Here is a 26,342-nt window from a genome sequence, read left to right as displayed (position 1 = left end):
AAACGCGGTGCCGCGGATGCGCGACCGGACTTTACTGCGCGTACGTGCCACCGCAGTCGCTGTCCTTGCCCGGGCCGGGTTCGAAGGTGGCCAGCAGCGCGGCGGGTGGGGCGATGCTGCCCAGGGCAATGGCGATCGCGCCGCGCGCGCCCAGGGCCTTGAAATCGGGACGGAAGCTCGGATCCTTGAAGGTGCCGCCAATGCGCAGCGGCGAGCGCAGGGTCAGGATGCTGCGGTCCTTGGGGCGCGGGCGCAGCAGCAGATCCAGGGTTTCGTTCTTCAGGCTGATGTTGCCGTCGCCAACGATGATGGTATCGGTGCTGTCGAAGGCCAGGGCGCGCGATTGCATCAGGCCGTCCTGTACGCCGAAGTCGCCGAAGATGCAGCGCACCGGAATCTGCCGGTCCTTGGTGATCAGGTATTTCAGCGATTCGGCGATGTCCAGCCCGGCCAGCTCCATGATCAGGTTGCCGACGTGGCCGCGGCCCATGCCCACGCCGATCGCGCCATCGGCGCTGCCGAGCATCGCGGCGATGGAGTTGCCGCGACCACGCAGATCCAGCTCGCCGCCAATGGCACCGGAGGCTTGCTTGGCCAGGGTGGCATCGGGAAACAGCCGATCCAGCCGAATCCCGCGGATGCCGGCCTTCAGGTGGGTAGCGATCACCTCGTTGCGCGCGTCCATGCGGATGGTGGAGCGGATGTCGCCACCGGCCACGCCGAAGTTCAGTGGCTCCAGCTGCAGCAGGCCATTTTTCAGGTTCAGCGAGGCATCCATGTCATCCAGCGGCCAGGACGGCGCATTGATGCGTTGCGCGCGCCAGCGTACCTGCGCATCCATGGCGCGCAGTTTGGACAGGTCGTACGGCGTGGTGGGCAGGATGCGCGCGCTGGCAGCAAGCTGGCTGGCCTGCTCCTTCTGTTGCGCATTGGCCGATTCATCCGCCCCGGTCTTGGGCGGTGCGCCGATGAAGCCGGCCAGGTCGTCGAAATCCAGGCGTTTTGAGGCCAGGTCCGCGCGCAGGAACGGGCGTTTGTTGCGCAGGTCGATCTCCGCGGTGCCGGACAGGTCGCTGTCGCCGGCAGTGCCGGTGAATGTCTCATAGCGCCACACATCGCCATCGCGCCGCAGCCGGCCGTCGAGTGCGTACGGTGGCGTGGAGGGCATGGCAACGCCGGTCAGCGGATACAGGTCCTGCATGTCCTGACCGCTCAACGCCATCTGCAGGTCGAACATGCGGAACTGGAAGGGATTGGTCAGCGTGCCACGCACATGCGTGCGGGTGGCGCCGGCGCGGCCCCGCAGATCGATGCGGAACGGGTGCTCGCTCTGGCTCAGTTCCAGCGGCGATGCGGTATCGCCCTTCAGCGTAAATGGATAACCCTTCCAGCGCCCCTTGCCCTCGATGCCGATCGGCGCGGCGCGTTGGTCGCTGCCCGGTGGCGCCAGGCTATTGATCGCCACGTCGATGTCCGAGCGGCTGGCGTCGTCGATGTAGCGCAGCCGCCCGTCGGTCACCAGTAGCCGGCCCAGACGCGGCATGCTGCCGTCGCCATCGCTGGTATCGAACACCCAGTTGCCGGGGTGGCTGTCGTTGCCGGCTTCGAGCAGCACGTTGGGGTGGTCCAGACGAATTTCCGGCAGGCGGACCTTGCCACGCAGCAGCGGCCATAGCTCCACATCGATCTCGGCCGCGTTCAATTCCGCCATCGCACCGCGTTTGGACCAGGTGGCATTGCCCAGCTGCAGCGATTGGCCACGGATGGTGGTGGTGCGGCCCAGATCCACGTCCAGATGACCGAGATGAAACGCACGGCCGGTCTTTGCGCTGACGACGCGCTCGACCGGACCACGCAACCAGTTCCAGTCGAACAGGATCAGGAAGATGACCACCAGACCGGCCACGATGCCAAGCCCGATCAGCCAGCGTCGCCGACGCGATGGGCGCAAGGTGCGAGGATCGGTGGCATCAGTCACGTTGTTCACGTGCGCATGGTTGGCGATGGCTCGTGCAGGGCGTGCGAACGCCCGCACGCTGCTCACATCACCTGTTCGATCACCGCAACGAAGTGGCAGGCGCTACCGGCAAGCACGAACAGGTGCCAGATCGCATGGAAGTAACGCTGGGTGTCGCGCTGGTAGAAGTAGGTGCCCAGGGTGTAGAACAGCCCGCCGGCCAGCAGCCAGCACAGCGACCAGGTATCGACCGAGCGTAGCAGTGGCTGGATCGCCACGATGATCAGCCAGCCCATGGCCAGATACAGGATGGTCGACAGCAACCGGAAGCGGCCGGTGAAGAACAGCTTGAAGATCACCCCCGCGGCGGCGATCGTCCAGATGGCCGCAAACAATCCCCAGCCCCATGGGCCGCGCAGGTTGATCAGCGTGAACGGGGTATAGGTGCCGGCGATCAATAGATAGATCGCGCAGTGATCGAGCACCTGCAGCCGCGCCTTGGCGCCTGGATGCGGAATGGCATGGAATAGCGTGGAGGCGACATAGAGCAACACCAGCGTGGCACTGAACACGATGGAGGTGGCCAGCTGCCAGCCATCGCCGTAGATGGCGGCCAGCGTGATCAGCACCGAACCACCGGCCAGGGCGGCGATGGCGCCCAGGCCGTGGGTCACGGCACTGGCAATTTCGTCGCGCAGGTCGGTCGAGGGGGAAGCGTCTGCGTTCATTCCAAAAAGGTACCGCAACTGCGAGCAATTCGCATTGCCGTCCGTGGCGCAGGCATGTGGCGGCTCAAGCGCGGGTCAATCGATGGCCTTGGCATGCGCGTGCTCGCGGGTGGCCGAGAAGCGCACATCCGGCGCGCGTTCCTGCGCCAGCTGCAGGTTGACGCGCGTGGGTGCGAGATAGACCAGCTGGCCGGCCGCATCGATGCCCAGGTTGCCGGCATTCTTTTCGCGGAATTCCTCCAGCTTCTTGGCGTTGTCGCAATGCACCCAGCGTGCGGTGGTCACGCTGACCGGCTCGAAGATGGCATCCACGCCATATTCGTCCTTGAGCCGATAGGCGACCACGTCGAACTGCAGCACGCCCACCGCACCCAGGATCAGGTCGTTGCTCATCAAGGGGCGGAAGAACTGCGTGGCGCCTTCTTCGGACAGCTGCGCCAGACCCTTCTGCAATTGCTTGAGCTTGAGCGGGTCGCGCAGGCGCGCGCGCCGGAACAGTTCCGGTGCGAAGTTGGGAATACCGGTGAACGACAGCGATTCGCCTTCGGTGAAGGTATCGCCGATGGAAATGGTGCCGTGGTTGTGGATGCCGATCACATCGCCCGGCCACGCTTCTGCGGCGATCTCGCGGTCGGAGGCCATGAAGGTCAGCGCATTGGCCAGTTTGACGTCCTTGCCGCTGCGCACGTGCAGGGCCTTCATCCCGGCGGTGAACTTGCCCGAACACACGCGCATGAACGCCACGCGGTCGCGGTGCTGCGGATCCATATTGGCCTGGATCTTGAACACGAAGCCGCTCAGTTTGGGCTCGGTGGCCTCGACGCGGCGGCCGGTGGTATCGCGCGCCTGCGGCGGCGGTGCGTGTTCGACGAAGAAATCCAGCAGCGGCTGCACGCCGAAGTTGTTGACGCCCGAGCCAAAGAACACCGGGGTCTGCTGGCCGGCGCGATAGGCGTCCAGGTCGAACGGATTGCTGGCGCCCTGCACCAGTTCCAGTTCGTCGCGCAGCTCGGCCAGCATCTGCGCGCCGATCTTTTCTACCAGCCGGGGGGCATCCAGCGACGGGAAGATGGTGGAATCCTGGCGGGTGAAGTTGCGGCCCTGTTCGTACAGATGCACTTCGCCGGTGATCAGGTGCACCACGCCCTTCAGGCGCTGGCCCATGCCGATCGGCCAGGTCACCGGCGCGCACTGGATGCCGAGCACGGTTTCCACTTCATCCAGCAGATCGATCGGGTTCTTGCCCTCGCGATCGAGCTTGTTGATGAAGGTCATGATGGGGGTATCGCGCAGGCGGCAGACTTCCATCAGCTTGATGGTGCGTTCTTCCACGCCCTTGGCCACGTCGATCACCATCAGCGCCGAGTCCACCGCGGTGAGCACGCGGTAGGTGTCCTCGCCGAAGTCGGCGTGGCCGGGGGTGTCGAGCAGGTTGACGATCTTGTTCTCGTACGGGAACTGCATCACCGAGGAGGTCACCGAGATGCCGCGCTCCTTTTCCAGCGCCATCCAGTCCGAGGTGGCATGGCGGGCGGCCTTGCGGCCCTTGACCGAGCCGGCCATCTGGATCGCACCGCCGAACAGCAGCAGCTTTTCGGTCAGCGTGGTCTTGCCGGCGTCGGGGTGGGAAATGATGGCGAAGGTGCGGCGGCGCGCGGCTTCGTTGGAGACTTCGGACATGGGCGGGGCGCGCCCGGTCGGACGCCTGCGGAAACTGAGGAAGCCGGTGATTATAGCGGCTTCGGCGGGGCGGACCTTTGCTGGCTGCCGGCCAGACCTGCGAGACCTGGCCGGCGCCACTCAACTCAGGGAGTGGGCGAGGGAAACTGCAGCTCGCCCTGCGGCCCCAGCATGCGGAACGGGACCGAGACCAACTGCAGGCCGGCATTGCGCTGGATCGAGAAGTGCAGGTGCGCAGCGGTGCTGTAGCCGGTATTGCCGGAAGCACCGAGCCGCTCGCCGGCGCCGACCTGCTGGCCGAGCCGCACCGCCACGCCGCCCGGCGCCAGGTGGGCGTACAGCGCCATGCTGCCGTCGGCGTGCAGGAGCCGCACCAGGTTGCCGCCACCGGCAGCAGGGTCGGCGGCGCCGCCATCGGTGACGTCCTGGCGCAGCTCCATCACCACGCCCTCGCGGGCGGCCAGCACCGGCGTGCCCTGCGGCAGGGCGAAGTCCACCGCATACCAGTTGGGCAGGTCGGCGTGGCTGAAGTGCCCGCCGTAGCCCTGATCCACCTGCACCGGCCGGTCGCGGAAGGGCAATTGATAGCGCACCGGCTGGGGCCGGGCCTGCGGGTCGCCGGGAATCACCTCCAGCCTGAGGCCCAGCCCGGCCAGGGTGCGCTGGCTGCTGGCCGGATAGAGCCGTGCGAGCAGGCGGCGTTCGTGCGCCGCCAGCAGCAGCGTCAGCGGCAATTGCGGCACCGCGCGGTAGTCCTCGCTGGACGGCGCGCTCAGCCGAACCTGTGCGGGCCCGGCGAGCGGGTTGCTGACCCAGACCAGATAGACCGGCGCCTGCCATTCCAGCTGCAGCGCCGGCCCGGCGCTGGTCGGCGCGGGGAGCGGCTGCGTGGCAGTGGAGGTGGGAGGCAGTGCTGCAGCGCGTGGCCAGTGCCAGCGCTGCTGCGCACTGGCGCCGGCTGCGGGCAACAGCAGCGCCGCGGCAAGCGTTGCGCAGATCACGGGACTGGGGCAGCAAGACAAAAGATGGGGCACGCGATCGAGCCGGGCGAAAAGGCGCAAGTATGCGGCCGGTCACCGCGCGCAGTGGTATCGGATGAAAATATATCTCTCCATCCGCATGAAGCGATTGACATCGTAAAAGCGCGGTGGCATCGTGGCCTCACCATCGAGACCGGCGGAGGGACAGGCCCTTTGATGCCGGGGCAGCCAGCGGAGCGCGCAAGCGCCCGCGTTTGGTGCCAAATCCTGCGGGGACCTCCGCGTCCGCCGAAAGATGGTTCGACTCGTGCCTTGCGCACGTCGAACGCGAGCTCCCGCGAAGCTCGATGGCCGATCCACCCCGGATATCGCCATGAGCCTCGTGACCACAGCATCGCCAACCACTTCTGATGACCTTGTAACGCCCACTGCCGACACTGCCAGTGCTGCCGCCGTGCGCGGCGAACTTGTCGTCTCGCTGCCGATGCGCCACGCCGGGCTGCGCGAGCTGCGGCTACGCTATGAGCTGGTCGGCGCCGCCAACGCGCCGGTCGTGTTCGTGGCCGGCGGCATTTCTGCGCACCGGCATCTGGCCGCCAATGCCCTGTTTCCCGAGAAGGGCTGGGTGGATGGCCTGGTGGGCGCTGGCCGCGCGCTGGATCCGGCGTCGCGTCGCCTGCTGGCGTTCGACTTCCTGGGTGCCGACGGCACCCTGGATGCGCCGATCGATACCGCCGACCAGGCCGACGCGATCGCCGCGTTGCTGGACGCGCTGGGGATCACCCGCCTGCACGGCTTTGTCGGCTATTCGTATGGCGCGCTGGTCGGGCTGCACTTCGCCACCCGCCATGCCGGTCGCGTCGGCACCTTGATCGCCGTGAGTGGCGCGCACCGCGCGCATCCGTATGCGGCGGCATGGCGCGCGCTGCAGCGCCGCGCGGTGGCACTGGGCCAGCTGCAATGCGCGGAACATCACGGCCTGGCGCTGGCACGGCAGTTCGCCATGCTCAGTTACCGCACGCCGGAAGAATTCAGCGAGCGCTTCGACGCGCCGCCGGAAGTGATCAATGGCCGCGTGCGGGTGGCCGCCGAAGACTATCTGGACGCCGCCGGTTCGCAGTACGTGGCGCGCACGCCGGTGAATGCGTATCTGCGCCTGTCCGAATCCATCGACCTGCACCGCATCGACCCCGCGCAGGTGCGCGTGCCCACCGTGGTGGTGGCGGTGGAGGGCGACCGCCTGGTGCCGCTGGCCGACATGGTCAGCCTGGTCGAAGGACTGGGGCCGCGCGGCAGCCTGCGCGTGCTGCGCTCGCCGTATGGCCATGACGCCTTCCTGAAAGAAATCGATCGCATCGACGCGATCCTGACCACTGCCCTTCGCATCACCGGAGAAACCGTATGAGCTCTCGCGACCCCGCCGACGCCCCCTGTACTGCCGCCACTGCCGCCGTGCGTGCCGGTATCGACCGCGATACCGCCTACGGCGCGGTGACCCCGCCGATCGTGCTGTCGTCGAACTTTTCCTTCGACGGATTCGGCAACAAGCGCCAGTACGACTACACCCGCAGCGGAAATCCCACCCGCGACCTGCTCGGCGAAGCCTTGGCCGAACTGGAAGGCGGCGCGGGCGGGGTGATTACCTCCACCGGCATGGGCGCGATCAATCTGGTGCTCAACGCGGTGCTGCAGCCGGGCGATACGCTGGTGGTGCCGCACGATGCCTACGGCGGCAGCTGGCGGTTGTTCAATGCGCTGGCCAAAAAGGGCCATTTCGCCTTGATCACCGCCGACCTCACCGACCCGCGCTCGCTGGCCGATGCACTGGCGCAGTCGCCCAAGCTGGTGTTGATCGAAACCCCGTCCAATCCGCTGCTGCGCATCACCGACCTGCGCTTCGTCATCGAAGCGGCGAAGAAGGTGGGTGCGTTGACCGTGGTCGACAACACCTTCCTGTCGCCGGCACTGCAAAAGCCGCTGGAATTCGGCGCCGATCTGGTGCTGCATTCCACCACCAAGTACATCAACGGCCACAGCGACGTGGTGGGCGGTGCGGTGGTGGCGCGCGATGCGCAGCTGCACCAGCAGTTGGTATGGTGGGCCAATGCGCTGGGCCTGACCGGCTCGCCGTTCGATGCCTTCCTCACCCTGCGTGGCCTGCGCACGCTGGATGCGCGCCTGCGTGTGCACCAGGAAAACGCCGATGCCATCGCTGCATTGCTGGACGGGCATGCGACGGTCAATCAGGTGTATTTCCCCGGGTTGGCGACCCATCCGGGCCATGCCCTGGCAGCGCGCCAGCAGAAGGGCTTCGGCGCGATGATGAGTTTTGAATTGAACGGTGGCGAAGCCGCGGTGCGCGCCTTCGTCGATGGGTTGCGCTACTTCACCCTGGCCGAGTCGCTGGGGGGCGTGGAAAGCCTGATCGCCCATCCGGCCTCGATGACGCATGCGGCGATGACCGCCGAAGCACGTGCGGCGGCAGGGATTTCCGATGGATTGCTGCGCTTGTCGATCGGGATCGAATCGGCCGACGACTTGCTGATCGACCTGCGCGCCGGATTGGCGCGCGCCGAGGCGACCCTGACCAACGCCGCCCGCAAACAGGTCGACGCATGAGCAGCGTGCTGCCCGTATCGCCGCGCGCAGCGAAGGCAACGGTGACGCCGACTCCGCGGCTTGCCTTGCTGGGCACCGGGACGGTGGGGCGCGCCTTCGTGACCCGCTACACCGCCTTGCAGCAGCGCCAGTTGCAGCTGCCACGCTTCGATTGGCTGGCCAATTCGCGCATCGCCCACGACTGCGGGGTGAGCGCCGAACAGGCATTGCAGCAGGCCAATGCCGCCCCGCGTGGCCAGGCCGTGTTGCAGCCCTGGGCGGAGACCGTGGCGCTGCGCGCCGGCGATGTGCTGGTGGATGCGACCGCCAGCGATGTGGTCGCGCAATGGCATGTGGAATGGCTGGGCCGTGGCGTGCATGTAGTGACCGCCAACAAGCTCGGGCAGGGCACGGCGCTGTCGCGTGCGCAGGCGCTGCACGCCGCCCGGCATGCCAGTGGCGCGCACTACGGCGACAGTGCCACCGTGGGCGCCGGGCTGCCGGTGCTGAGCAGCGTCCGCGCGCTGGTGGCCGGCGGCGACCATATCCATTCGATCGAAGGCGTGTTGTCCGGATCGCTGGCGTGGTTGTTCCATCGGTATGACGGCAGCGCTGCCTTTTCCGATTGCGTGCGCGAGGCGGTGGCGGCGGGCTATACCGAGCCGGATCCGCGCATCGATCTGTCCGGTGAGGACGTGCGGCGCAAGCTGCTGATCCTGGCGCGCACGGCGGGTTGGCAACTGGAGGCCGAACAGGTGCATGTGGAATCGCTGGTGCCGGCCAGCCTCGCCAGAACGCCACTGGTGGAGCTGGAGGCGCAGCTGGGCGCGCTGGATGCGCAGGTCGGCGCGCGCTGGCAGCAGGCGCGGGCTGCAGGACGTTGCCTGCGGTTCGTCGGTCGCGTGGATGCACACGGTGCAAGCGTGGGATTGCGTGAGCTGGCACTGGACCATCCCCTGGCCGGTGGTGCCGGTACCGACAACCGCGTGGCGATCAGCAGCGACCGCTATCGCGCGCAGCCCTTGCTGATCCAGGGCCCGGGTGCGGGCGCCGAGGTGACCGCGGCCGCGTTGCTGGATGACGTGTTGCGGATCGTCGCCGGTTGATCGGCCCGGCACGGAGCTGCACCACCGTCCGGAAGTCACGCTGCTGCGGCGATGCGCAACGACCCGGGTCGTCACGCATCGCCATCCAGCAGTTACTGCGCAATCGCCTTCAACAGCGCAGCGTTGAAGCGCGCCGGGTCCTGCACCTGCGGCGAATGGCCCAGGTCGGCAAACTCGATCAGTTTCGCATTCGGGATCGCGGCCGCCGCGCGCTTGCCCAGCCTGGTGTAATCGCCCACGCGTGCCTTGACCTGCGGCGGTGCGGTGTCCTTGCCGATGGCGGTGCGGTCCTTGAGGCCGATGAACAGCGTGGTCGGTACCGCAAGGTTGGGCAGCTCGTAGACCACCGGCTGGTTGAAGACCATGTCGTAGGTCAGCGCCTGATTCCAGGCCACGGCCTGCTTGCCCTTGCCCAGCGACATGCCGGCCTGCATGCGCGCCCAGCGTTCGAATTCGGGCTCCCATTGACCGGCGTAGTACACGTCCATCTGGTACTTCTTGATCCGTTCGAAGCTGGTTTTCAGCTCGTTGTCGTACCACGCATCCACGCTGCGCCAGGGGATGCCTTCGGCCTTCCAGTCTTCCAGCCCGATGGGGTCGACCAGCGCCAGATGCTCGGTCGCTTGCGGGTAAATCAGCGCATAGCGAATGGCCAGCATGCCGCCCATCGAATGGCCGACCACCACCGCACGTTGGATGCCGAGCTTGTTCAACAGCGCATGCGTGTTGTCGGCCAGTTGCGCGAACGAAAACTGATACGCGGCCGGCTTGCTGGATTTGCAGAAACCGATCTGGTCCGGCGCGACGACGCGGTAGCCGGTCCTGCTCAGCGCGGCGATGCTGTCTTCCCAGGTGGCGGCGCAGAAGTTCTTGCCATGCAGCAGCACCGCCGTGTGGCCATTGGGCGTGCCGGTCGGCGCAACATCCAGGTAGGCCATTTCCAGCGGCTGCTGTTGCGAGGTGAATGCATAGGTCTTGACGGGGTGGGGGTAGTCGAAGCCTTCCAGGCGCGGGCCATACGCGGCTTCCTGCGCCAGTAGCGGACTGCAGGCCAGGGCGAGCATGAGGGTGCAAACGCGCTTTCGCATCGTGTATCTCCATCCAAATCCAGGCGCTGACGGTACAGCGGCGGATGTGGTGGGAACGTACAGCCAGGTGGCGGTTAGCGGGCGCTGCAGGCGCATTGCTGGCGATTGCTGGCGACCAGGCTCCAATGCGTGCGCTGAGGTCTGCTGCCCTCATCCGCGCTTCGCGCACCTTCTCCCGCGTGCGGGAGAAGGGCAGAGCATTCGCTGCGGCTGGTGCGTTTCCGCATCCGCGCTTCGCGCACCCTCTCCCGCGTGCGGGAGAAGGCAGAGCGTTCGATGCGGTTGGTGCGTTCCCTCATCCGCGCTTCGCGCACCTTCTCCCGCGTGCGGGAGAAGGGCAGAGCGTTCGCTGCGGCTGGTGCGTTCCCTCATCCGCGCTTCGCGTACCTTCTCCCGCGTGCGGGAGAAGGCAGAGCGTTCGATGCGGCTGGTGCGTTTCCGCATCCGCGCTTCGCGCACCTTCTCCCGCGTGCGGGAGAAGGGCAGAGCATTCGCTGCGGCTGGTGCGTTTCCGCATCCGCGCTTCGCGCACCCTCTCCCGCGTGCGGGAGAAGGCAGAGCGTTCGATGCGGTTGGTGCGTTCCCTCATCCGCGCTTCGCGCACCTTCTCCCGCGTGCGGGAGAAGGGCAGAGCGTTCGCTGCGGCTGGTGCGTTTCCGCATCCGCGCTTCGCGCCCCTTCTCCCGCGTGCGGGAGAAGGGCGGAGCGTTCGCTGCGCCGGGGGCGTTCCCTCATTCGTATTTCGCGCATCTTCTCCCGTGTGCACGAGAAGGGCAGCGCAATGGCAAGCCTCTGTGGAGTGGGTTCTTTCGTCGCTGCGCATGCTGCGTTGATCAGCACGCCGTCCACGATTGACTCAGCATTCGATGACGTTCACCGCCAGACCGCCGCGGCTGGTTTCCTTGTACTTGTCCTGCATGTCGCGGCCGGTGTCGCGCATGGTCTTGATGACCTTGTCCAGCGAGACCTTGTGCTTGCCGTCGCCGCGCATGGCCATGCGGCTGGCGTTGATGGCCTTCACTGCGCCCATTGCATTGCGTTCGATGCACGGAATCTGTACCAGCCCGCCGATCGGGTCGCAGGTCAGGCCCAGGTTGTGCTCCATGCCGATTTCCGCGGCATTTTCGATCTGGCCCGGGTTGCCGCCAAGCGCGGCCACCAGGCCGCCGGCAGCCATCGAGCAGGCCACGCCGACCTCGCCCTGGCAGCCGACTTCGGCGCCGGAGATCGAGGCGTTTTCCTTGTAGAGAATGCCGATGGCCGCGGCGGTGAGCAGGAAATCGAAGATGCGTTGTTCGGATGCGCCTGCGCAGAACCGGTCGAAGTAATGCAGCACCGCCGGGATGATGCCGGCCGCGCCGTTGGTGGGCGCGGTGACCACGCGGCCGCCAGCGGCATTCTCTTCGTTGACCGCCAGCGCGTACAGGTTGACCCAGTCCAGCGTGGTCAGCGGGTCGCGCATGGCCGCTTCCGGTTTGGAGGAGAGTTCGCGATAGAGCGCCGGCGCGCGCCGCGAGACGTTCAGGCCGCCGGGCAGGGTGCCTTCCTCGCGGATGCCGCGGCTCACGCAGGACTGCATCGCATTCCAGAGTTCGCGCAGGCCATGGCGGATCTCGTCTTCGCTGCGCCAGCTCTTTTCGTTCTCGAACATCAGCGCGGCAATGCTCAACCCACTGCGCGCGCATTGCGCCAGCAGTTCGTCCCCGCTGAGGAACGGATACGGCAGTGGCGTTTCGTCGGCCACGATGCGGTCGTCTGCGGCATCGTCCTGGTTGACCACGAAGCCGCCGCCGACCGAGTAGTAATCGCGCGTGGCGATCACGCTCTCGTCCGCGGCATAGGCGGTGAAGCGCATGCCATTGGTGTGGTAGGGCAGCTTCTGCCGTTTGTTCATCGGCAGGTCGCGCTTTTCGTCGAAGGTAATGTCGTGCTGGCCCATCAAACTGATGCGCTTGCTGGCGCGGATACGCTCCAGCGTGGCCGGGATGATGTCCGGGTCGATCAGGTTGGGGCGGTGGCCTTCCAGCCCGAGCAGTACCGCCTTGTCGGTCCCGTGGCCGCGGCCGGTGAGCGCCAGCGAGCCAAACACTTCGGCGCGGATGCGCGCCACCTCGTGCAGGCGGCCCGCGTCGAGCAGCCAACGGTGCACGAAGCGCTCGGCGGCGCGCATCGGCCCCACGGTGTGGGAGGAACTGGGACCGATACCGATCTTGAACAGGTCGAACGTGCTGACAGCCATGCGTGCCGGAGAGGTGAGCGTAAAGGCGGCTATTCTAGTCGTTCGGCGATTGCGGCACGGCTGCAGCGCAACATGAGACGTCCGCATGGCCCTGACCCTGTACCAGCGCGATGACTGCCACCTGTGCGATCAGGCCATCGAAGTGCTGGCGCAGGTGCGTGCGGGCGACTTCCGCAGCGTGTTCATCGACGACGACGACGCGCTCGAGGCCGTTTACGGCACACGGGTGCCGGTGTTGCGGGATGCGCACGGGCGCGAACTGGCGTGGCCGTTCGATGGCGCGCGGGTGCGTGCGTGGCTGCAGGAAGGTCGCGCCCGGGTCGGTTAGATGGGGAGGTCGCTCAGATCAACGGCACCACTGCTGCTCGCAGGGCACCCCGTCGCCGTCGCCATCCATCTGGGTATTGGGGCAGTGCTGCAACACATAGGTGGCATCGGCACAGGAGCGCATTTGCGAACACCGGGTACGGCCATCGCACCCGGGGGGCGCCGGGGTAGCAGCAGGCGCTGCGACTCGAGGTGCCGGCTCGGCGACGGTGCTGGGCGCCATCGCCGCGCTCAGGGCGTCGCGTTGCAGGTAGGCGACGGCGGTGCCACCGGTCAGCAGCATCAGCATTACCACCTTGCCGAGCCCGAGCCGGAAACCGCTGCTGGTCCCCGTGCCCGGTGCGTGGCGATGGCTGGAAGCTGCGTGCCTGCCGGCCTGCGTACCGGCGCGGGTGATGCGCACCGCGCGCAGGCGCCCGTCCGGGCCGGCGTCGGTCTCGAAGGAGATCAGCTCGCCGATGCGCGGCGGCGGCGTGCCGCGGCCGAAGGCGGACACATGCACGAACACATCATCGCCTGGCCGCGCCGGAGTGATGAAGCCAAAGCCTCGCTCGGCATTCCAGCGGGTCAACGTTCCGTGTGTGCGCATCGTTCGGATCCTCGGCGTCAGCCTCCAGTCTAGCTGTCCTGCGGTGTCATTCCTCGCTGCAGGCACAAAAAAGCGGCGGACCCGACGAGGTAGTCCGCCGCTCAGTGGCCGCGTCCGGTTGCGGCCTGTGGCGTTACTTCGCCTTCAACACGACCTTGGTGCTGATCGCGGTTTCGTTGGGGATGGTCTTGGTGTCGGCCCAATCGCCGCCACCCACGCCGAAGTCCAGTCGCTTCACCACGGCCTTGCCGGCCAGCACCGGCTGCGCGCCGGGCGTCCAGGTGAAGGTCAGCGTGACCGGCTTGCTGACCCCGCGCAACTCCAGGGTGCCGTCGGCGGCGTACTGGTTGCCGCCCAGGGCACGGAATTTGTCGGCGCGATACCGCGCAGTGGCGAACTTGGCGACGTTGAAGAAGTCCGGGCCCTGCAGGGTCGAGTCGCGGTCGTTGTTGCCGCTGATTGCGCTGGCCAGCGGAATGCGCACATCGAGCTTGGCGCCGGCCAGGTTGGCCGGATCGAAACTCAGCGTGGTGTCGAAGCCGGGGAACTTGCCGGTGAACACTTCGCCGTCGTACTTGCTGGCGAACACCAGCGTCGAGCCGGGGGCCTGAACATATTCGGCGGCAGATACCGGGGCAGCGGCCAAGGTGGCAACCAGCGAGGCAGCGACCAGCAGCGGAGAGGCGAACAGCTTGGACGACATGGGAAATCCTTAGGGTCTGGAGGAAAGCCAGCCGCGCGGCAACATCCGCGCCAGGGTGGCGTCACGCTGGAACAGGTGGTGGTAGAGCGCGGCGCCGGCATGGGCCAGCACCACGGCAATCAGCAACCAGAAGCCCCACTCGTGGATGAAGTGCGCGATGGCGCGCAGGTGTTCGTCCGGCGGGCTGAGCTTGGGTACGTCGAACAGGCCGAACCAGCGGAACGGCCGCAGGCCGCTGGTGGAGTCGTACAGCCAGCCCGACAGCGGCATGGCGAAGATCATCGCGTACAGCAGCCAGTGGGTGAGCCCGGCAATGCGCTCCTGCCAGCGCGGCGTGCCTGCCACCGGCGGCGGCGCGCCGGCATAGATCCGCCAGCCCAGCCGCACGATCACCAGCGCCAGCACGGTCAGCCCCACCGACTTGTGCGCGGTGTAGACCCAGAAATATTTCGGTGTCTTGGGTAGCTCGCCCATGGTCAGGCCGACGATGCCCAGTACCAGGATCAGCAGCGCGATCACCCAGTGCAGGGTCTGGCTGACGCCGCCCCAGCGGTCGGTGTTCTTCAGGCTCATGTTCCCGATTCCTGGCTGGCGGCGCTGTCCGGTGGGGTGGGTGCGGCTTGCGGCGGTGCGGGCTCATCGTCGGCGCGGCCTTCGCGCACCGCTTCGGCTTCGATGCGCAATTCCACCGTGTCGCCGATCATCGATTTCCACGCATCGATGCCGAATTCGGCCCGGCTCAGCGTGGCGGTGGCGGAAAACCCGGCGGTGCGGCGAAACGGCGGCAGCGGATGGCGCTTGAGTGCGTTGAGGGTCACCTCAAGGGTGACCGGGCGGGTGACGCCGTGCAGGGTGAGGTTGCCGGTGACCCTGGCGCGGTTGTCGCCACTGGCCTGCACGCGCGTGGAGACGAAATGCGCGTCGGGAAAGCGCTCGGCGTCGAGTAGGTTGCGTGCCAGGGTGGCCTCGTTCCACTTAGCATCGCCCAGGTCGGCGCGGCGCAGCGGCACGGTCGCCTCCAGCCGTGCGGACGCCCAGTCGTCCGGGTCGAAGACCAGGCTGCCGGTGCTGCCGGACACCGTGCCCAATGCCTTGGAAAAGCCGGCATGTTCAACCGCGAACAGCACCCGGGTATGCACCGGATCCAGCGCGTAGCGCACCGGTGCGGCGCTGGCGGCCAGGCTGGTCAGGGCCAGGGCGGGAAGGAGCAACAGGCGGGCTAGGGGCGTCATGGGCGGATTCTAGACACATCCCGGCGCCGCGCGCGCGGCTTGCGCTTGCAACGATCCATTGCGAGCATGCCGGCTGGACGTGGAAGGGATTCCCACATGCGTGTGCTGCTGATCGTACTGCTCGCCGTTTTGACGGCATGTCCTGCGTTGGCCGGGGTTCCGGCCATTCCGCGGTTTCGCATCGTCGGCCCGGCCGAGGGCTTGCCCTCCACCATGATCACCGCCATCGCACAGGACCGTGCCGGCTACCTGTGGATGACCACCACCGATGGACTGGTGCGCTACGACGGTGCCGGGTTCAAGGTCTGGCGCAATGAGCCCACCGACCCGCACTCGCTCAGAAGCAACCTGCTGCAGGCGATCTACATCGATTCGCAGGACCGGCTCTGGCTGGCGCTGGGGGGCGCCGGGGTGGCGATGCTCAGTGCTGACCGCGCCACGCTGACGGCCTACCTGCCCAATCAGGTGCCCGAACTCGCTGTGGGCGATGTCTACGCCATTGCCGGCCGTGGCGACGAGATCTGGTTCGGCCTGTCGACCGGCGCGGTGCTGCGGCTGGATGCGAAGGGGCAGTTCAGCACCCTGGATCTGGCCAAGATGGACGACCCCCTGGCGCCCAATCCGGTCTATGCCCTGGCGCTGGATGATCGCGACCGGATGTGGATCGGCACCCTTGGTGGCCTGGCGTACCACGACGGCATGGCCTTGCACCGGGTGCGCCCGGATGGCGATGACAGCGGCATCAATGCGTTGCAGTGGGTAGGGCAGCGGTTGTGGGCGTCTACCGACACCGGCCTGCGCGCGATGGACGGATCCGGTGTCTGGCACACCCCGACCTGGGCGCCGATGTTTGCGGCGGGCAATCGTGTCTGGGCGGTCGCCGATGCGGGCGATGGCGAATTCTGGCTGGGCACCGAGCAGGGGTTGTGGCATACCCGCCAGGACCAGCCGCCGGTGCCGGTCAACAACGGCGATACGCCGCTGGTGTCCAACCGACACGTGACCACCATCTGGCGTAGTGCACATGGCGGAATCTGGGTGCCCTTGCATGGGCGCGGGCTTGCCTACCTGCGCGAAGACTGGCGGCGCACGGCAGCGTTCAAGCAGATCAACGAGCAGGGCAAAGGGCTCAGCTGCAGCCTTGCACCCGCTGCACGTTCGGGCGGGCTGTGGCAGTTCGATCGCAGCGGCCGGATGCTGCGCTACGACACCTCCACCGGTGCATTGACCCAGACCGGCATCCAGCAGCCGGAGTTCCGCGACATGGAGGTGGCAACCGCACTGGAAGACAGTCGCGGCACCGTGTGGTTGGGGAGCGGGCGTTTTGGACTGTCGCGTATTGACGTGACCACCGGCGCGCTACGCCACTTCAGCGATGAAGGGCCTGCCGAAGCGGCGCTGTGGATCGGTGAGCCAGGCGACGGCACGCTATGGGTGGCCTACGAGCAGGTGATCCAGCGACGCGACCTGGCAAGCGGGCGGTTGTTGGACACGATCGATCAACACCACCCGCACGGTTTGAAGGAAGTGGTGTCTCCGCAAATTCGCAAGGGCCCGGATGGGCGCATCTGGGTGAGTGCGTATGGCGGCATGTATGCCTGGCAATCGGCGGCCGGTGGTTTCGTGCCGGTGCCTGGTCTTGAAACCGAGGAGACACTGCAGGCGTTCGTGGTCGAAGATGCCACCCATCTGTGGTTGTATCGCGCAGGCAGCCTTGAACGTTGGGGCAGCGATGGCACTGGATGGAAGCGGCTACGCCGCATCCGCTCGGCCGAGGGCTTTCCTGCGATGGACGCCTACGGGCTGGAGCGCGACAGTCAGGGGCGCTTGTGGTTGTCGGGGCCACGCGGCTTGTGGCGCATCGATCCACGTCAGGCACGGGCACAGGTACGCAGTTTTACCGCGCGCGATGGACTGACCAGCCTGGAATTCAGCCACCGCTGCCTGCTGATGGCGCGCGACGGCGTGCTGGTGGGCGGGACCGCCGATGGCTATACCGTGCTGATCGACACGCGCGCACCGGATGTGCCGACGTTCACGCCGGAGATGCGCCTGGAGACGGTGAGCGTGCAGGCTGGCGAACGTCGCCGCAGCTTGCCGATCAGCGGTGGTTTTTCGCTGTCGCCGGTGGACCGCCAGCTACGCATCAACATGCGGCTGCTGTCTTTCATCGATCCGATGGCCAATCGCTACCGCACGTTCCTGCAAGGGTTCGACTCGGGCTGGGTGGAGCACGACGCCTCAGGAATGCGCGAGTTTTCGACCCTTCCGCCCGGCAACTATGTGCTCCAGATGCAGGGTGTCGATCCGCTGGGCAATGCATCGAAGGTGCACACGCTCGCATTCACCGTCAACCCACCCTGGTGGCGCAGCGATATGGGCCTGGCTGCGATATGCCTGCTTGGCGCGGCGGTGGCAGCGCTGTTCGCCGCCGCCTATCGACGTCGTGTTCGCATGCGCGCGCAGTGGCAGCTGGCCCAGCACAAGCGCGAGCTGGCCGAGCAGGCATCGTTGGCCAAGACGCGCTTCCTGGCGACGCTGGGGCATGAGGTGCGCACGCCGATGACCGGCGTGCTGGGCATGAGCGAGTTGCTGCTGCAGACGCCGCTGGATACGCGGCAGCAGGGCTACGCCGGTGCGATCCAGTCTGCCGGCAAGCATTTGCTGCGATTGGTCAACGATGCGCTGGATCTGGCCCGCATCGAGGCCGGCAAGCTGCCGCTGGACTACCGCGATTTCGATCTGCGCCAGTTGATCGGGCAGGTGGTCGAGCTGGTGCGTCCCAGTGCCGAACAGAAGCAATTGGCGTTCGCCTGCGAGCTGGATGACGCGCTACCGCCGGCACTGCATGGCGATGCCAGCCGGGTGCAGCAGATCCTGCTCAACCTGTTGTTCAACGCGGTCAAGTTCACCGAGCGTGGCAGCGTGCAGCTGCGCGTATGCGTCGTGCCGCAGCACCCCGGGCAAGGCATCCGGGTGGAGGTGCGCGATACCGGTCCGGGCATGAGCGCCGAGCAGCGCGGGCGGCTGTTCCAGCGTTTCGAACAGGCCGAAGGCGCGCTCACCCATGCGCGGCATGGCGGCAGTGGACTGGGGCTGGCCATCTGCCGCGAGCTGGCTGCGGCGATGGGGGGCGCGGTGAGCGTCAGCAGCGAGCTGGGGCAGGGCGCGTGTTTCGTGGTGGAGTTGCCGTTGCGGTGGGTGACCACGCTGCCTGTGGTTGCGCCGGAGGCGGCACGTGCGGTGGCGCCGCCGCAGGCGGCCTTGCAGCTGCTGCTGATCGAGGACGACCCGACGGTGGCGCAGGTGATCGTGGGCCTGCTGCAGGCCCGCGGTCACGCGGTGACGCATGTGATGCACGGTCTGGCGGCCCTGGCGGAGGTGAGCATGCGCAGTTTCGATGCGGGCCTGTGCGATCTGGACCTGCCCGGCATCGACGGAGCCGCGCTGGTGGCGCAGATGCGCGCGCGTGGGGTGCGCTTCCCGATCGTGGCAGTGACCGCGCGGGCCGACGCCGATGCCGAGCCGCAGGCGATGGCGGCCGGCTGCAACGGCTTCTTGCGCAAGCCGGTCACCGGGGACTTGCTGGCCAGCGCGCTGGCGCGGGTGCTCGCCGAGGCGGCGGACGCGCCTGACGGTAGCGCTGCCGGGTAGTCACCGCGCGTGCCGGAGCAGGTACAGTGCAGTCCGGCCGGGGAATGCGTGATCGCGCAGGTGGCCGGGACCAAGGATGACAATGAACAATCGCGTGCTGTGCGCACTTGCGTTCATGCTGCTGCTGATCGGCATGGATGCGATGGCGGTGAACCAGATCGAGACGCCACGGATGCGCCGCTTCGGCCCGGCCGAGGGGCTGCCTTCGCGCATGGTGCTGGCATTGGCCCAGGACCGGCAGGGCTATGTCTGGGCGGCCACCAGCGACGGGCTGGCGCGCTATGACGGCATCGGCCTGCAGGTGTGGCAGCACGACCCGCACAGCGCCGGCTCGATTCCCGGCAACGAGGTGGAAACCTTGCTGGTCGACGATCGCGACCGGGTCTGGCTGGGCGTCAACGGCGCGCCGCTGAGCATGCTCGATGCGGAGCGCACGCGCTTTGCGACCTTTCCCGCCGTGGCCGACGCCTGTGTCGGGCAGGTCTGGGCACTGGCGCAGGCGCAGGGCGCGATCTGGATCGGCAGCAGTGGCGGTGGCCTGTGCCGCCGCGAGGAGGATGGCCGGGTCACGGTCTTCCGTGCCACTCCCGATGCGCCGGACGGGCTTCCCAGCGACACCATCTTCAGCATGGCGGTCGATGCGCGTGGCCGGCTGTGGATCGGTACCGCAAGCGGCCTGGTGATGCGCGATGGCGAGCGGTTCGTGCGCATTGCGCCGCAGCGCCTGAGCGCCACGGTGTTCAAGTTGAGCAAGGATGACGACGGCACGCTGTGGGTGGGCAGCAGCCAGGGCCTGTACCGGGTCACGGCGAACGACGTGCTCGAGCCTGCGCCCTGGGAAGGGGCGTCCAGCGTGCGTGCCGGCACCGTGGTGCACGATGTCCATGGCGGCTATTGGGTGGGAGCGGCCGACGGGTTCTTTCGTGTCGCCCCCGGCACGCGCGCGCTGCGCGTCATGGAGGGCGACCGTGGCAGCGGCTTTCTGACTGCCCACAGCGGTGTGCTCGATGTCATGCAGGACCGCCAGGGCGGACTCTGGCTCGGGCTGATTTCGCAGGGCGTGGCCTACCTGCCACCGGACTGGCAGCGCTTTTCCACCATCTTAGAGACCCAGGGCGAGCAGCTGGAGGGCCTGTATCTGGTGAACGCAGCCGTGGACGGTGACAGCTTCCTGGTGACTACCGGCGAAGGGGTGTATCGGGTCGGCGATCAGGGCGAGGTGCTGCCGCTGTTGCATAGCGATGTGCTCGGTGGTGGAACCGTGCAGTCGGTGCTGCCGGCCGCTGATGGTGCACTGTGGGTCGCGCTGCGTGAGGGCGTCACCCTGTATCACCCCAAGACCGGGCGAAAACGCCAACTCGCAATGGGGCTCGACACCTCCGACACCCACCGGGTGGAACTGATGGTGCCCGGCGTCGATGGCGAGTTCTGGCTGTCGATCGTGGAAGGCGGGGTGCAGCGGCGTGCAGCAGACGGCCGCCTGCTGGCGACCTTCCGCTTCGGCAGCGACCTCAGCGAGGTTGGGGGCATGGTGCAACAGCTGCTCATCCGCCCGGACGGCTCGGCGTGGGTGGCGGCCGGCGATGGCCTGTGGGTCTGGCAGGGCGAGCGCTTCCGCAGGGTGATCGGTGGTGGCGACTCCGAGGTGTATGCGCTGGCGTTCGTGTCGCCGCACGAATTCTGGGTCGGGCGCTCCGGTGCATTGGAACGCTACCGCTGGGATGGGCGGCAGGCGCAGCTGCTGGAACGGGTGGGGCGCGCGCAGGGCATGCCATCGACCGAAATCCGTGGCCTGGCACTGGGGGGCACCGACACCGTGTGGGCGACCACCTCGCGTGGCCTGTTTGCCTACAAACGGGGGCAGCGTCAGGTACGCCTGTTCGGCCAGCGCGACGGCCTGCCGGACAGCGAATTTTCGATGCGTCCCCCGGTCACCGGCCCCGGCGGACAGGTGCTGGCGCTGACCACCAGCGGCATCGTGCTGTTCGATCCATCGCGGCCGTTCGCCCCGGCAGCGGTGGCGCGGTTAGTGATCGAGTCGGTGCAGGTTCGTCGCAATGACGCCGAGCGGCCGCAGCCGATTCCGCACAAGCGGCCGATCGTATTGAACGCGCGCGACCGCGACTTGCGCATCAGTGCGCGCCTGCTGTCGTTCGTCGATCCTGCGGCAACCCATTATCGCTACCGGGTGGATGGCTACGACGAGCGCTGGGTGGAGCAGGGCGCCACCGGCGAACGGGTCATCTCGCGGCTGCCGCCGGGCGACTACCGCATCGAGGTGCAGGCGCGTGCCGGCGACGGCGAGTGGATCGCCGCCCCCGCGCTGCAGCTGGAAGTGCGGCCGCCGTGGTGGTTGAGTACGCCCACCCAACTGGCCGCGGCGCTGCTGTGCGTGGTGCTGTTGTGCCTGGGCGTGTGGGGATGGCGGCGGCGGGGGCAGCGCCAGCAGGAATGGGTTCTGGCGCAACAACGCCAGCAGCTGGCCGAGCAGGCGTCGGTCGCCAAGTCGCATTTCCTGGCTACCCTGGGCCACGAAGTGCGCACGCCGATGACCGGCGTGCTGGGCATGAGCGAACTGCTGCTGGCCACCCCGCTGGATGCCAAGCAGCGCAGCCACGTCGATGCGATCCGCAAGGCCGGTGCGCATCTGTTGCGGCTGGTCAACGATGCGCTGGATCTGGCGCGCATCGAGGCCGGCAAGCTGGAGCTGGTGCAGCAGCCGTTCGATCCATCGCAGCTGACCCAGGAACTGGCCGACTTCATGCACCCCATCGTCGAGGCGCGCGGGCTGCAGTTCCGCTACCGCAATCAGTTGCCCTCCGGGCTGATGGTGGTGGGCGATGCCACGCGGGTGCGCCAGATCCTGATCAACCTGCTCGGCAACGCCATCAAGTTCGCCGAACGTGGCGAGGTGGGGCTCAGCGTGGCGCAGCATGGCGAGTTCCTGCGCTTCAAGGTGCGCGATTCCGGTCCTGGCATCGGTCCCGAGCAGCAGAAGCGGCTGTTCCAGCGCTTCGAGCAGGGCGAAGGCGCACGCACCAGTTCGCGCTATGGTGGCAGCGGGCTGGGGCTGGCGATCTGCCAGGAACTCACGGTGGCGATGAAGGGCCAGATCCGGGTGCGCAGCCGGCTGGGTGTGGGCACCCAGTTCACCGTGGACCTGCCCTTGCCGATCGATCGTTCGACCCCGCGCGCGGTTGCCGGCCAGGCGCGCACCCTGGCCGGCGAGCCGCTGCGCATCCTGCTGGTGGAAGACGACCCGACCGTGGCCGAAGTGATCGGCGGGCTGCTGAGTGGGCGCGGCCATCGCGTGGTGCATGCCGCGCATGGGCTGGCGGCGTTGTCCGAGGCGGTCGATGGCGGGTTCGACGTGGCGCTGCTGGACCTGGATCTGCCGGGGCTGGATGGGTTCGCGCTGGCATCGCAGTTGCGCCGGCTCGGCCATGGCTTCCCCTTGCTGGCGGTCACCGCACGCGCCGACCGCGATGCCGAGACGCAGGCGCAGAACGCCGGGTTCGATGGCTTCCTGCGTAAACCGGTGACCGCGGACATGCTGGTGGAGGCCATTGCCGCCGCACGCGTGGCGCGCGCACGCGCGCAGTCGATTGCTCTGCCGGGCTGATGCTGCCCGCAACGCGCCGTGCTCCCGTGCCTGGCGAGCATCTGGTCGCCGACCGCTGCCGCTGCATGCAACCCGGAATATCGCAGTCGGCGCATCAGACCACCGCGTGTTGCCAGCATGCAGGGCGGTCCGCACTATGCGTTGAAACAGAACAAGGGCGCACCTTGCAACCAATCCGTCTCTCCTGGCGTGTGCTGGCGACCGTGTCGCTGCTCAGGTGCGTGCTGTTGGTGTGCCTGACGGCCGCGTTCGTCTGGCCGATGTCGGCCTGCGCCGGTGTGCCGGTGCTGCCGCAGCCGCGGCAGCTGACAGTGGCCGACGGATTGCCGTCCAACGTGGTGTACGGGTTCGACGAAGATGCCAATGGCTATCTGTGGCTGGCCAGCAGCGATGGACTGGCACGCTACGATGGCCGCAACTTCCGCATCTGGCGCATCGAGGACGGGCTGCGCGACAACCAGGCCTGGGCGGTGCATGTCGACAAGCGCAACCGGGTCTGGGTGGGCACCGGGATGGCGGGGCTGGCGATGCTGGACGCTTCGCGCCATCGCTTCACCTTCTACGACAGTGCGCGTTATCCGGCGCTGCGTGGCGCGGCGATCTGGAACATCCAGTCCACCGAAGACGGCAGCATCTGGTTCGGCACCGAGAGCAGCGGGCTGTATCGGCTGCGACCGGATGGCACGCTGGAGCATTTCGTGCATCGCGCCGATGACCCGCGCAGCCTGCCCGACAACGCGATCTACCGGCTGGAAGTGGATCGACGCGGCACGCTGTGGGTGGGGACCGCCGACGGCGCCGCGCACTGGAACGGCAAGGACTTCGAGCGACAGGCGTTTCCCACGCCGACCTCGAAGATCATCACCCGGCTCACCGCCGACCCCGATGGCAGCCTCTGGATCGGCACCAGCGACGATCATCTGTTCCGCCGCGCTGCCGACGGCAGCGTGCGTCCGCATCACTGGAAGGTGCCCGCCGAGTTTCCGGTGTTGGGCGTGCTGCTGCGCGACCACGATGGCAGCTACTGGCTGGATACGCTGAACGGGCTGGGCCACGCCATCGGCGATGCGGTGAGCAACGTACCGCTGTACAGCCTGTCGGCGCACGGCCGCATCCGTCCCAACTGGGAGTCGGCCTACCAGGATCGCGAAGGCGGGGTATGGTTCGCCAGCCCCAATGGGGGGCTGTGGCACCTGCCATCGAACTGGCGACGTTTTGCAGTGGTCTTCAATTCCAAGGAAGACGGTCAGCATGGTGGCAACCTGGCGATCCAGGCCGCTGCCAAATCGCGCGACGGACGCTTCTGGCTGGTGGGCACCGCCGGCGCGCTTGAGCGGGTCGATCCAGCCATCGGCAAGATGGAGCGGGTATTGCCGAGCCTGGGGGTAAGCAGTTGGTCCTACAGCGTGCTCGAAGATCGCAAGGGCCGGGTCTGGGTGGGGCATTTCGGCGAACTGGTGCGCTACGACCCGGCCAGTGGCGCGCTGCGGCGCTGGAAGATGGCCGACGAGCGGCTGCAGGGCGATGGCCAGGACGAAACGCAGGATGCAGTAATGGAAGCGCTGCAGCAGACCGCCGACGGGCACCTCTGGGTCCGCACCGCCACCGGGCTGCAGGAACGCGATGAAGAGGGCAGGCTGCTGCGCAGGGTGTTTCGCGGCAGCCATGGACTGGCGCACGACGCAGTCGTGCACGATCTGCAGAACGGCCCGGATGGCGTGCTGTGGTTGGCAGGCAGTCATGGCCTGCAGCGCTGGAATGCCGCCAGCGAACGGTTCGAGGCGATCGCCGGGGCGCCGCGGGAGCAGATCTTTACCTTTCGCTTCACCGACAGCGGCGTGGCCTGGTTCGCCGGGCTGGGCAAGTTGCATCGGTACCTGTGGAAGAACGGCCGCCTGCAGCATCTGGACACGGTGGGCGCCGAGCAGGAATTTCCGGCGTTGGCGCCGCAAGGCCTGGTGATCGATGGCGATGGCGTGGCCTGGCTGTCGAGCATGCGTGGCCTGATCCGCGTGGATCCTGCCACGCGCGGCGTGCGGGTGTTTGGCGTGCATGACGGCCTGCCCAACCCGCAGTTCGTGGCACGCTCGCTGGTGCAATCGTCCAAGGGCATGATCGTCGGTGCCACGCCCGACGGTCTGGTGATCTTCGATCCTGCCGACCTCAAACCCACCGATCATCGGGTGCCGTTGGTGATCGAAAGGGTTGGGCTGCGACGCGGCGAGAGCGGGCTGGACCTCAGCCATGTGCAGCCGCTGGTGGTGCGCGATGGCGATCGCGACCTGCATATCGTGGCGCGCCTGCTGAGCTTTGCCGATTCCGAATCCAATAGCTACCGCTTCCGCCTCAGCGGCTACGACCCGGACTGGATCGACGTCGGCCCCAGCGGCGAGCGCCTGTTCTCGCGCCTGCCTGCCGGGCACTACGTGCTGGAGGTGCAGGGGCGCACCGCCGATGGCATTTGGTCGGCCAGCCAGCGCCTGCAGTTCCAGGTCATGCCGCCGTGGTGGTTGTCGCCGTGGGGGCTGACGGTACTGGCGCTGTTGGTGCTCTTTCTCGTGACCGTAGCGGTGTTGCTGTACCGCCGTCGCCTGCGCCGCTTGAATGCCTGGCAACTGGCGGTGCACAAGCAGGAGCTGGCCGAACAGGCATCGCTGGCCAAGACCCGCTTTTTGGCCACGCTTGGCCACGAAGTGCGCACGCCGATGACCGGCGTGCTGGGCATGAGCGAATTGCTGCTCAAGACGCCTCTGGATACCAAACAGCGCAGCTACACCGAATCGATCCGCCGTGCCGGCGCGCATTTGCTGCGCCTGGTCAACGACGCGCTGGATCTGGCGCGGATCGAATCCGGACGCCTGGAGCTGGATCTGCAGCCGTTCTCGGTGCGCCAGCTGATCGCCGAAGTGGAAAGCCTGATGGCCCCGCTGGCACAGGAACGCGGCCTGCGTTTCAGCCTGGAAGTGGGGTTGCTGGGCGACATCACCGCCAGCGGCGACCCCACCCGCATCCGGCAGATTTTGCTCAACCTGCTCAGCAATGCGATCAAGTTCACCGAGCGCGGCGTGGTCGGGCTCAAGCTGACCACGCTGGGCTCGTATCAGGGCCTGCGCTTCGAAGTGGCCGATACCGGCCCGGGCATCAATGCCGACCAGAAGGCGCGGCTGTTCCAGCGCTTCGAACAGGGCGATGGTGCCAAGACCACCTCACGCTACGGTGGCAGCGGCTTGGGCCTGGCGATCTGCCAGGAACTGGCGCTGGCGATGGGCGGGCATATCGAGGTGATCAGCCGGCTCGGTGCGGGCACGCGCTTTGTGGTGGACCTGCCGCTGCGCTGGGTGACCTCCGATGCCACGCTGGCCGGCGACGTGCCGCGCGCCAGTGCGGCAGTTGCGCCGCAGCGGATCCTGCTGGTGGAAGACGACCCCACCATTGCCGAGGTCATCGTGGGCCTGCTGCGCTCGCAGGGCCATTCGGTGGTGCATGCACCGCACGGGTTGGCGGCGCTGACCGAGGCGGCCGACACCAGCTTCGACATCGCCCTGCTGGATCTGGATCTGCCCGGGCTGGACGGCTTCGCACTGGCGCGGCAACTGCGCGTGTTCGGCTACGAGATGCCGCTGATCGCGGTGACTGCCCGCTCGGACGAAGCCGCCGAACCAGCCGCACAGGACGCCGGTTTCGACAGCTTCCTGCGCAAGCCGCTGACCGGCGACATGCTGGCCGATACCATCGCCGAGGCATTGCGCAAGGCGGGGGCACGCGATGGCATGTAGCTGAAAGCGTCGTGCGGCGTCAGCCGAGCCGGTGAAAGGTGCCACCCGTGTCGCCATGAATAG

The 26,342-nt window shown here is 67.4% G+C and carries 17 protein-coding genes and 1 riboswitch; of the genes, 7 read left to right on the top strand and 10 right to left on the bottom strand.

From position 1 onward, the window contains the following. Nucleotides 1–31 precede the first annotated feature (31 nt). The 4 genes from HG421_RS12680 to HG421_RS12665 form a co-directional block, all read right to left on the bottom strand. Nucleotides 32–1,978 carry an AsmA family protein gene (locus HG421_RS12680; RefSeq protein ID WP_211161847.1) on the bottom strand — a complete coding sequence of 649 codons (1,947 nt, stop codon included), beginning with the start codon at nt 1,976–1,978 and terminating at the stop codon, nt 32–34. A gap of 62 nt (nt 1,979–2,040) precedes the next feature. Continuing rightward, nucleotides 2,041–2,685 (bottom strand): PAQR family membrane homeostasis protein TrhA, encoded by a 645-nt coding sequence (gene trhA / locus HG421_RS12675; RefSeq protein WP_064507376.1) that lies wholly within the window; start codon nt 2,683–2,685, stop codon nt 2,041–2,043. A 75-nt stretch (nt 2,686–2,760) separates the two neighbouring features. Further along, nucleotides 2,761–4,365 (bottom strand): peptide chain release factor 3, encoded by a 1,605-nt coding sequence (locus HG421_RS12670; protein WP_169706678.1) that lies wholly within the window; start codon nt 4,363–4,365, stop codon nt 2,761–2,763. 125 nt (nt 4,366–4,490) lie between these two features. Beyond that, complete coding sequence (locus tag HG421_RS12665) at nt 4,491–5,387, bottom strand: M23 family metallopeptidase (protein ID WP_429001923.1); 897 nt, start codon at nt 5,385–5,387, stop codon at nt 4,491–4,493. Nucleotides 5,388–5,526: 139 nt separating this feature from the next. Further along, nucleotides 5,527–5,647, top strand: a riboswitch (SAM riboswitch). 71 nt (nt 5,648–5,718) lie between these two features. On the opposite strand from HG421_RS12665, the gene metX reads away from it, so the two are divergent. The 3 genes from metX to HG421_RS12650 are packed head-to-tail and all read left to right on the top strand — an operon-like array spanning nt 5,719 to nt 9,049. After that, the gene (gene metX / locus HG421_RS12660) at nt 5,719–6,750 is read left to right on the top strand and encodes a homoserine O-succinyltransferase MetX (RefSeq protein ID WP_169706676.1); all 1,032 of its coding nucleotides are present in this window, start codon (nt 5,719–5,721) and stop codon (nt 6,748–6,750) included. Next, nucleotides 6,747–7,964: an O-succinylhomoserine (thiol)-lyase gene (locus HG421_RS12655; protein ID WP_169706675.1), complete on the top strand. Its 1,218-nt coding sequence runs from the start codon at nt 6,747–6,749 to the stop codon at nt 7,962–7,964. Before metX ends, HG421_RS12655 begins: the two co-directional genes overlap by 4 nt. Continuing rightward, on the top strand, nt 7,961–9,049 hold the full coding sequence (locus HG421_RS12650) for a homoserine dehydrogenase (protein WP_169706674.1): 1,089 nt from the start codon (nt 7,961–7,963) through the stop codon (nt 9,047–9,049). The genes HG421_RS12655 and HG421_RS12650 overlap by 4 nt, the downstream gene beginning before the upstream one ends. A 92-nt stretch (nt 9,050–9,141) precedes the next feature. Here the strand turns inward: HG421_RS12650 and HG421_RS12645 are convergent, their stop codons facing one another. Together HG421_RS12645 and HG421_RS12640 are read right to left on the bottom strand one after the other, a co-directional pair. Then, nucleotides 9,142–10,137, bottom strand: a complete 996-nt coding sequence (locus HG421_RS12645) for an alpha/beta fold hydrolase (RefSeq protein ID WP_169706673.1) — start codon at nt 10,135–10,137, stop codon at nt 9,142–9,144. 856 nt (nt 10,138–10,993) lie between these two features. Continuing rightward, nucleotides 10,994–12,376, bottom strand: a complete 1,383-nt coding sequence (locus HG421_RS12640) for an L-serine ammonia-lyase (RefSeq protein WP_169706672.1) — start codon at nt 12,374–12,376, stop codon at nt 10,994–10,996. Nucleotides 12,377–12,461: 85 nt separating this feature from the next. Here HG421_RS12640 and HG421_RS12635 point away from each other — a divergent pair, with 85 nt between their 5' ends. Next, on the top strand, nt 12,462–12,704 hold the full coding sequence (locus HG421_RS12635) for a glutaredoxin family protein (RefSeq protein WP_169706671.1): 243 nt from the start codon (nt 12,462–12,464) through the stop codon (nt 12,702–12,704). A gap of 18 nt (nt 12,705–12,722) precedes the next feature. Here HG421_RS12635 and HG421_RS12630 read toward each other — a convergent pair whose 3' ends face one another. The 4 genes from HG421_RS12630 to HG421_RS12615 all read right to left on the bottom strand — a co-directional run bounded on the left by HG421_RS12630 (nt 12,723) and on the right by HG421_RS12615 (nt 15,227). Next, nucleotides 12,723–13,292 carry an excalibur calcium-binding domain-containing protein gene (locus HG421_RS12630; RefSeq protein ID WP_169706670.1) on the bottom strand — a complete coding sequence of 190 codons (570 nt, stop codon included), beginning with the start codon at nt 13,290–13,292 and terminating at the stop codon, nt 12,723–12,725. Nucleotides 13,293–13,425: 133 nt separating this feature from the next. After that, a complete protein-coding gene (locus tag HG421_RS12625) occupies nt 13,426–13,995 on the bottom strand; it encodes a YceI family protein (protein WP_169706669.1) in 570 nt (189 codons plus the stop codon). 9 nt (nt 13,996–14,004) lie between these two features. Then, the gene (locus HG421_RS12620; protein WP_169706668.1) at nt 14,005–14,568 is read right to left on the bottom strand and encodes a cytochrome b; all 564 of its coding nucleotides are present in this window, start codon (nt 14,566–14,568) and stop codon (nt 14,005–14,007) included. After that, nucleotides 14,565–15,227 (bottom strand): YceI family protein, encoded by a 663-nt coding sequence (locus HG421_RS12615; RefSeq protein WP_169706667.1) that lies wholly within the window; start codon nt 15,225–15,227, stop codon nt 14,565–14,567. Before HG421_RS12615 ends, HG421_RS12620 begins: the two co-directional genes overlap by 4 nt. Nucleotides 15,228–15,323: 96 nt before the next feature. Between HG421_RS12615 and HG421_RS12610 the strand changes: the two genes are divergently transcribed. The 3 genes from HG421_RS12610 (at nt 15,324) to HG421_RS12600 (ending at nt 26,279) form a co-directional block, all read left to right on the top strand. Continuing rightward, nucleotides 15,324–18,881, top strand: coding sequence for a hybrid sensor histidine kinase/response regulator (locus HG421_RS12610; protein ID WP_169706666.1), 3,558 nt, complete (start codon nt 15,324–15,326; stop codon nt 18,879–18,881). An 82-nt stretch (nt 18,882–18,963) separates the two neighbouring features. Beyond that, nucleotides 18,964–22,503 carry a sensor histidine kinase gene (locus HG421_RS12605; RefSeq protein WP_169706665.1) on the top strand — a complete coding sequence of 1,180 codons (3,540 nt, stop codon included), beginning with the start codon at nt 18,964–18,966 and terminating at the stop codon, nt 22,501–22,503. 260 nt (nt 22,504–22,763) lie between these two features. Continuing rightward, entirely contained in the window at nt 22,764–26,279 is a 3,516-nt protein-coding gene (locus HG421_RS12600; RefSeq protein WP_169708184.1) for a hybrid sensor histidine kinase/response regulator, read from the top strand. Nucleotides 26,280–26,342 lie beyond the last annotated feature (63 nt).

This window comes from Xanthomonas campestris pv. badrii, from assembly GCF_012848175.1.
GTDB classification, from domain to species: Bacteria; Pseudomonadota; Gammaproteobacteria; order Xanthomonadales; family Xanthomonadaceae; genus Xanthomonas; species Xanthomonas campestris_C.
Note: the sequence above shows the minus strand (reverse complement) of the source record. Positions and strands in the feature narration are given on the sequence as shown.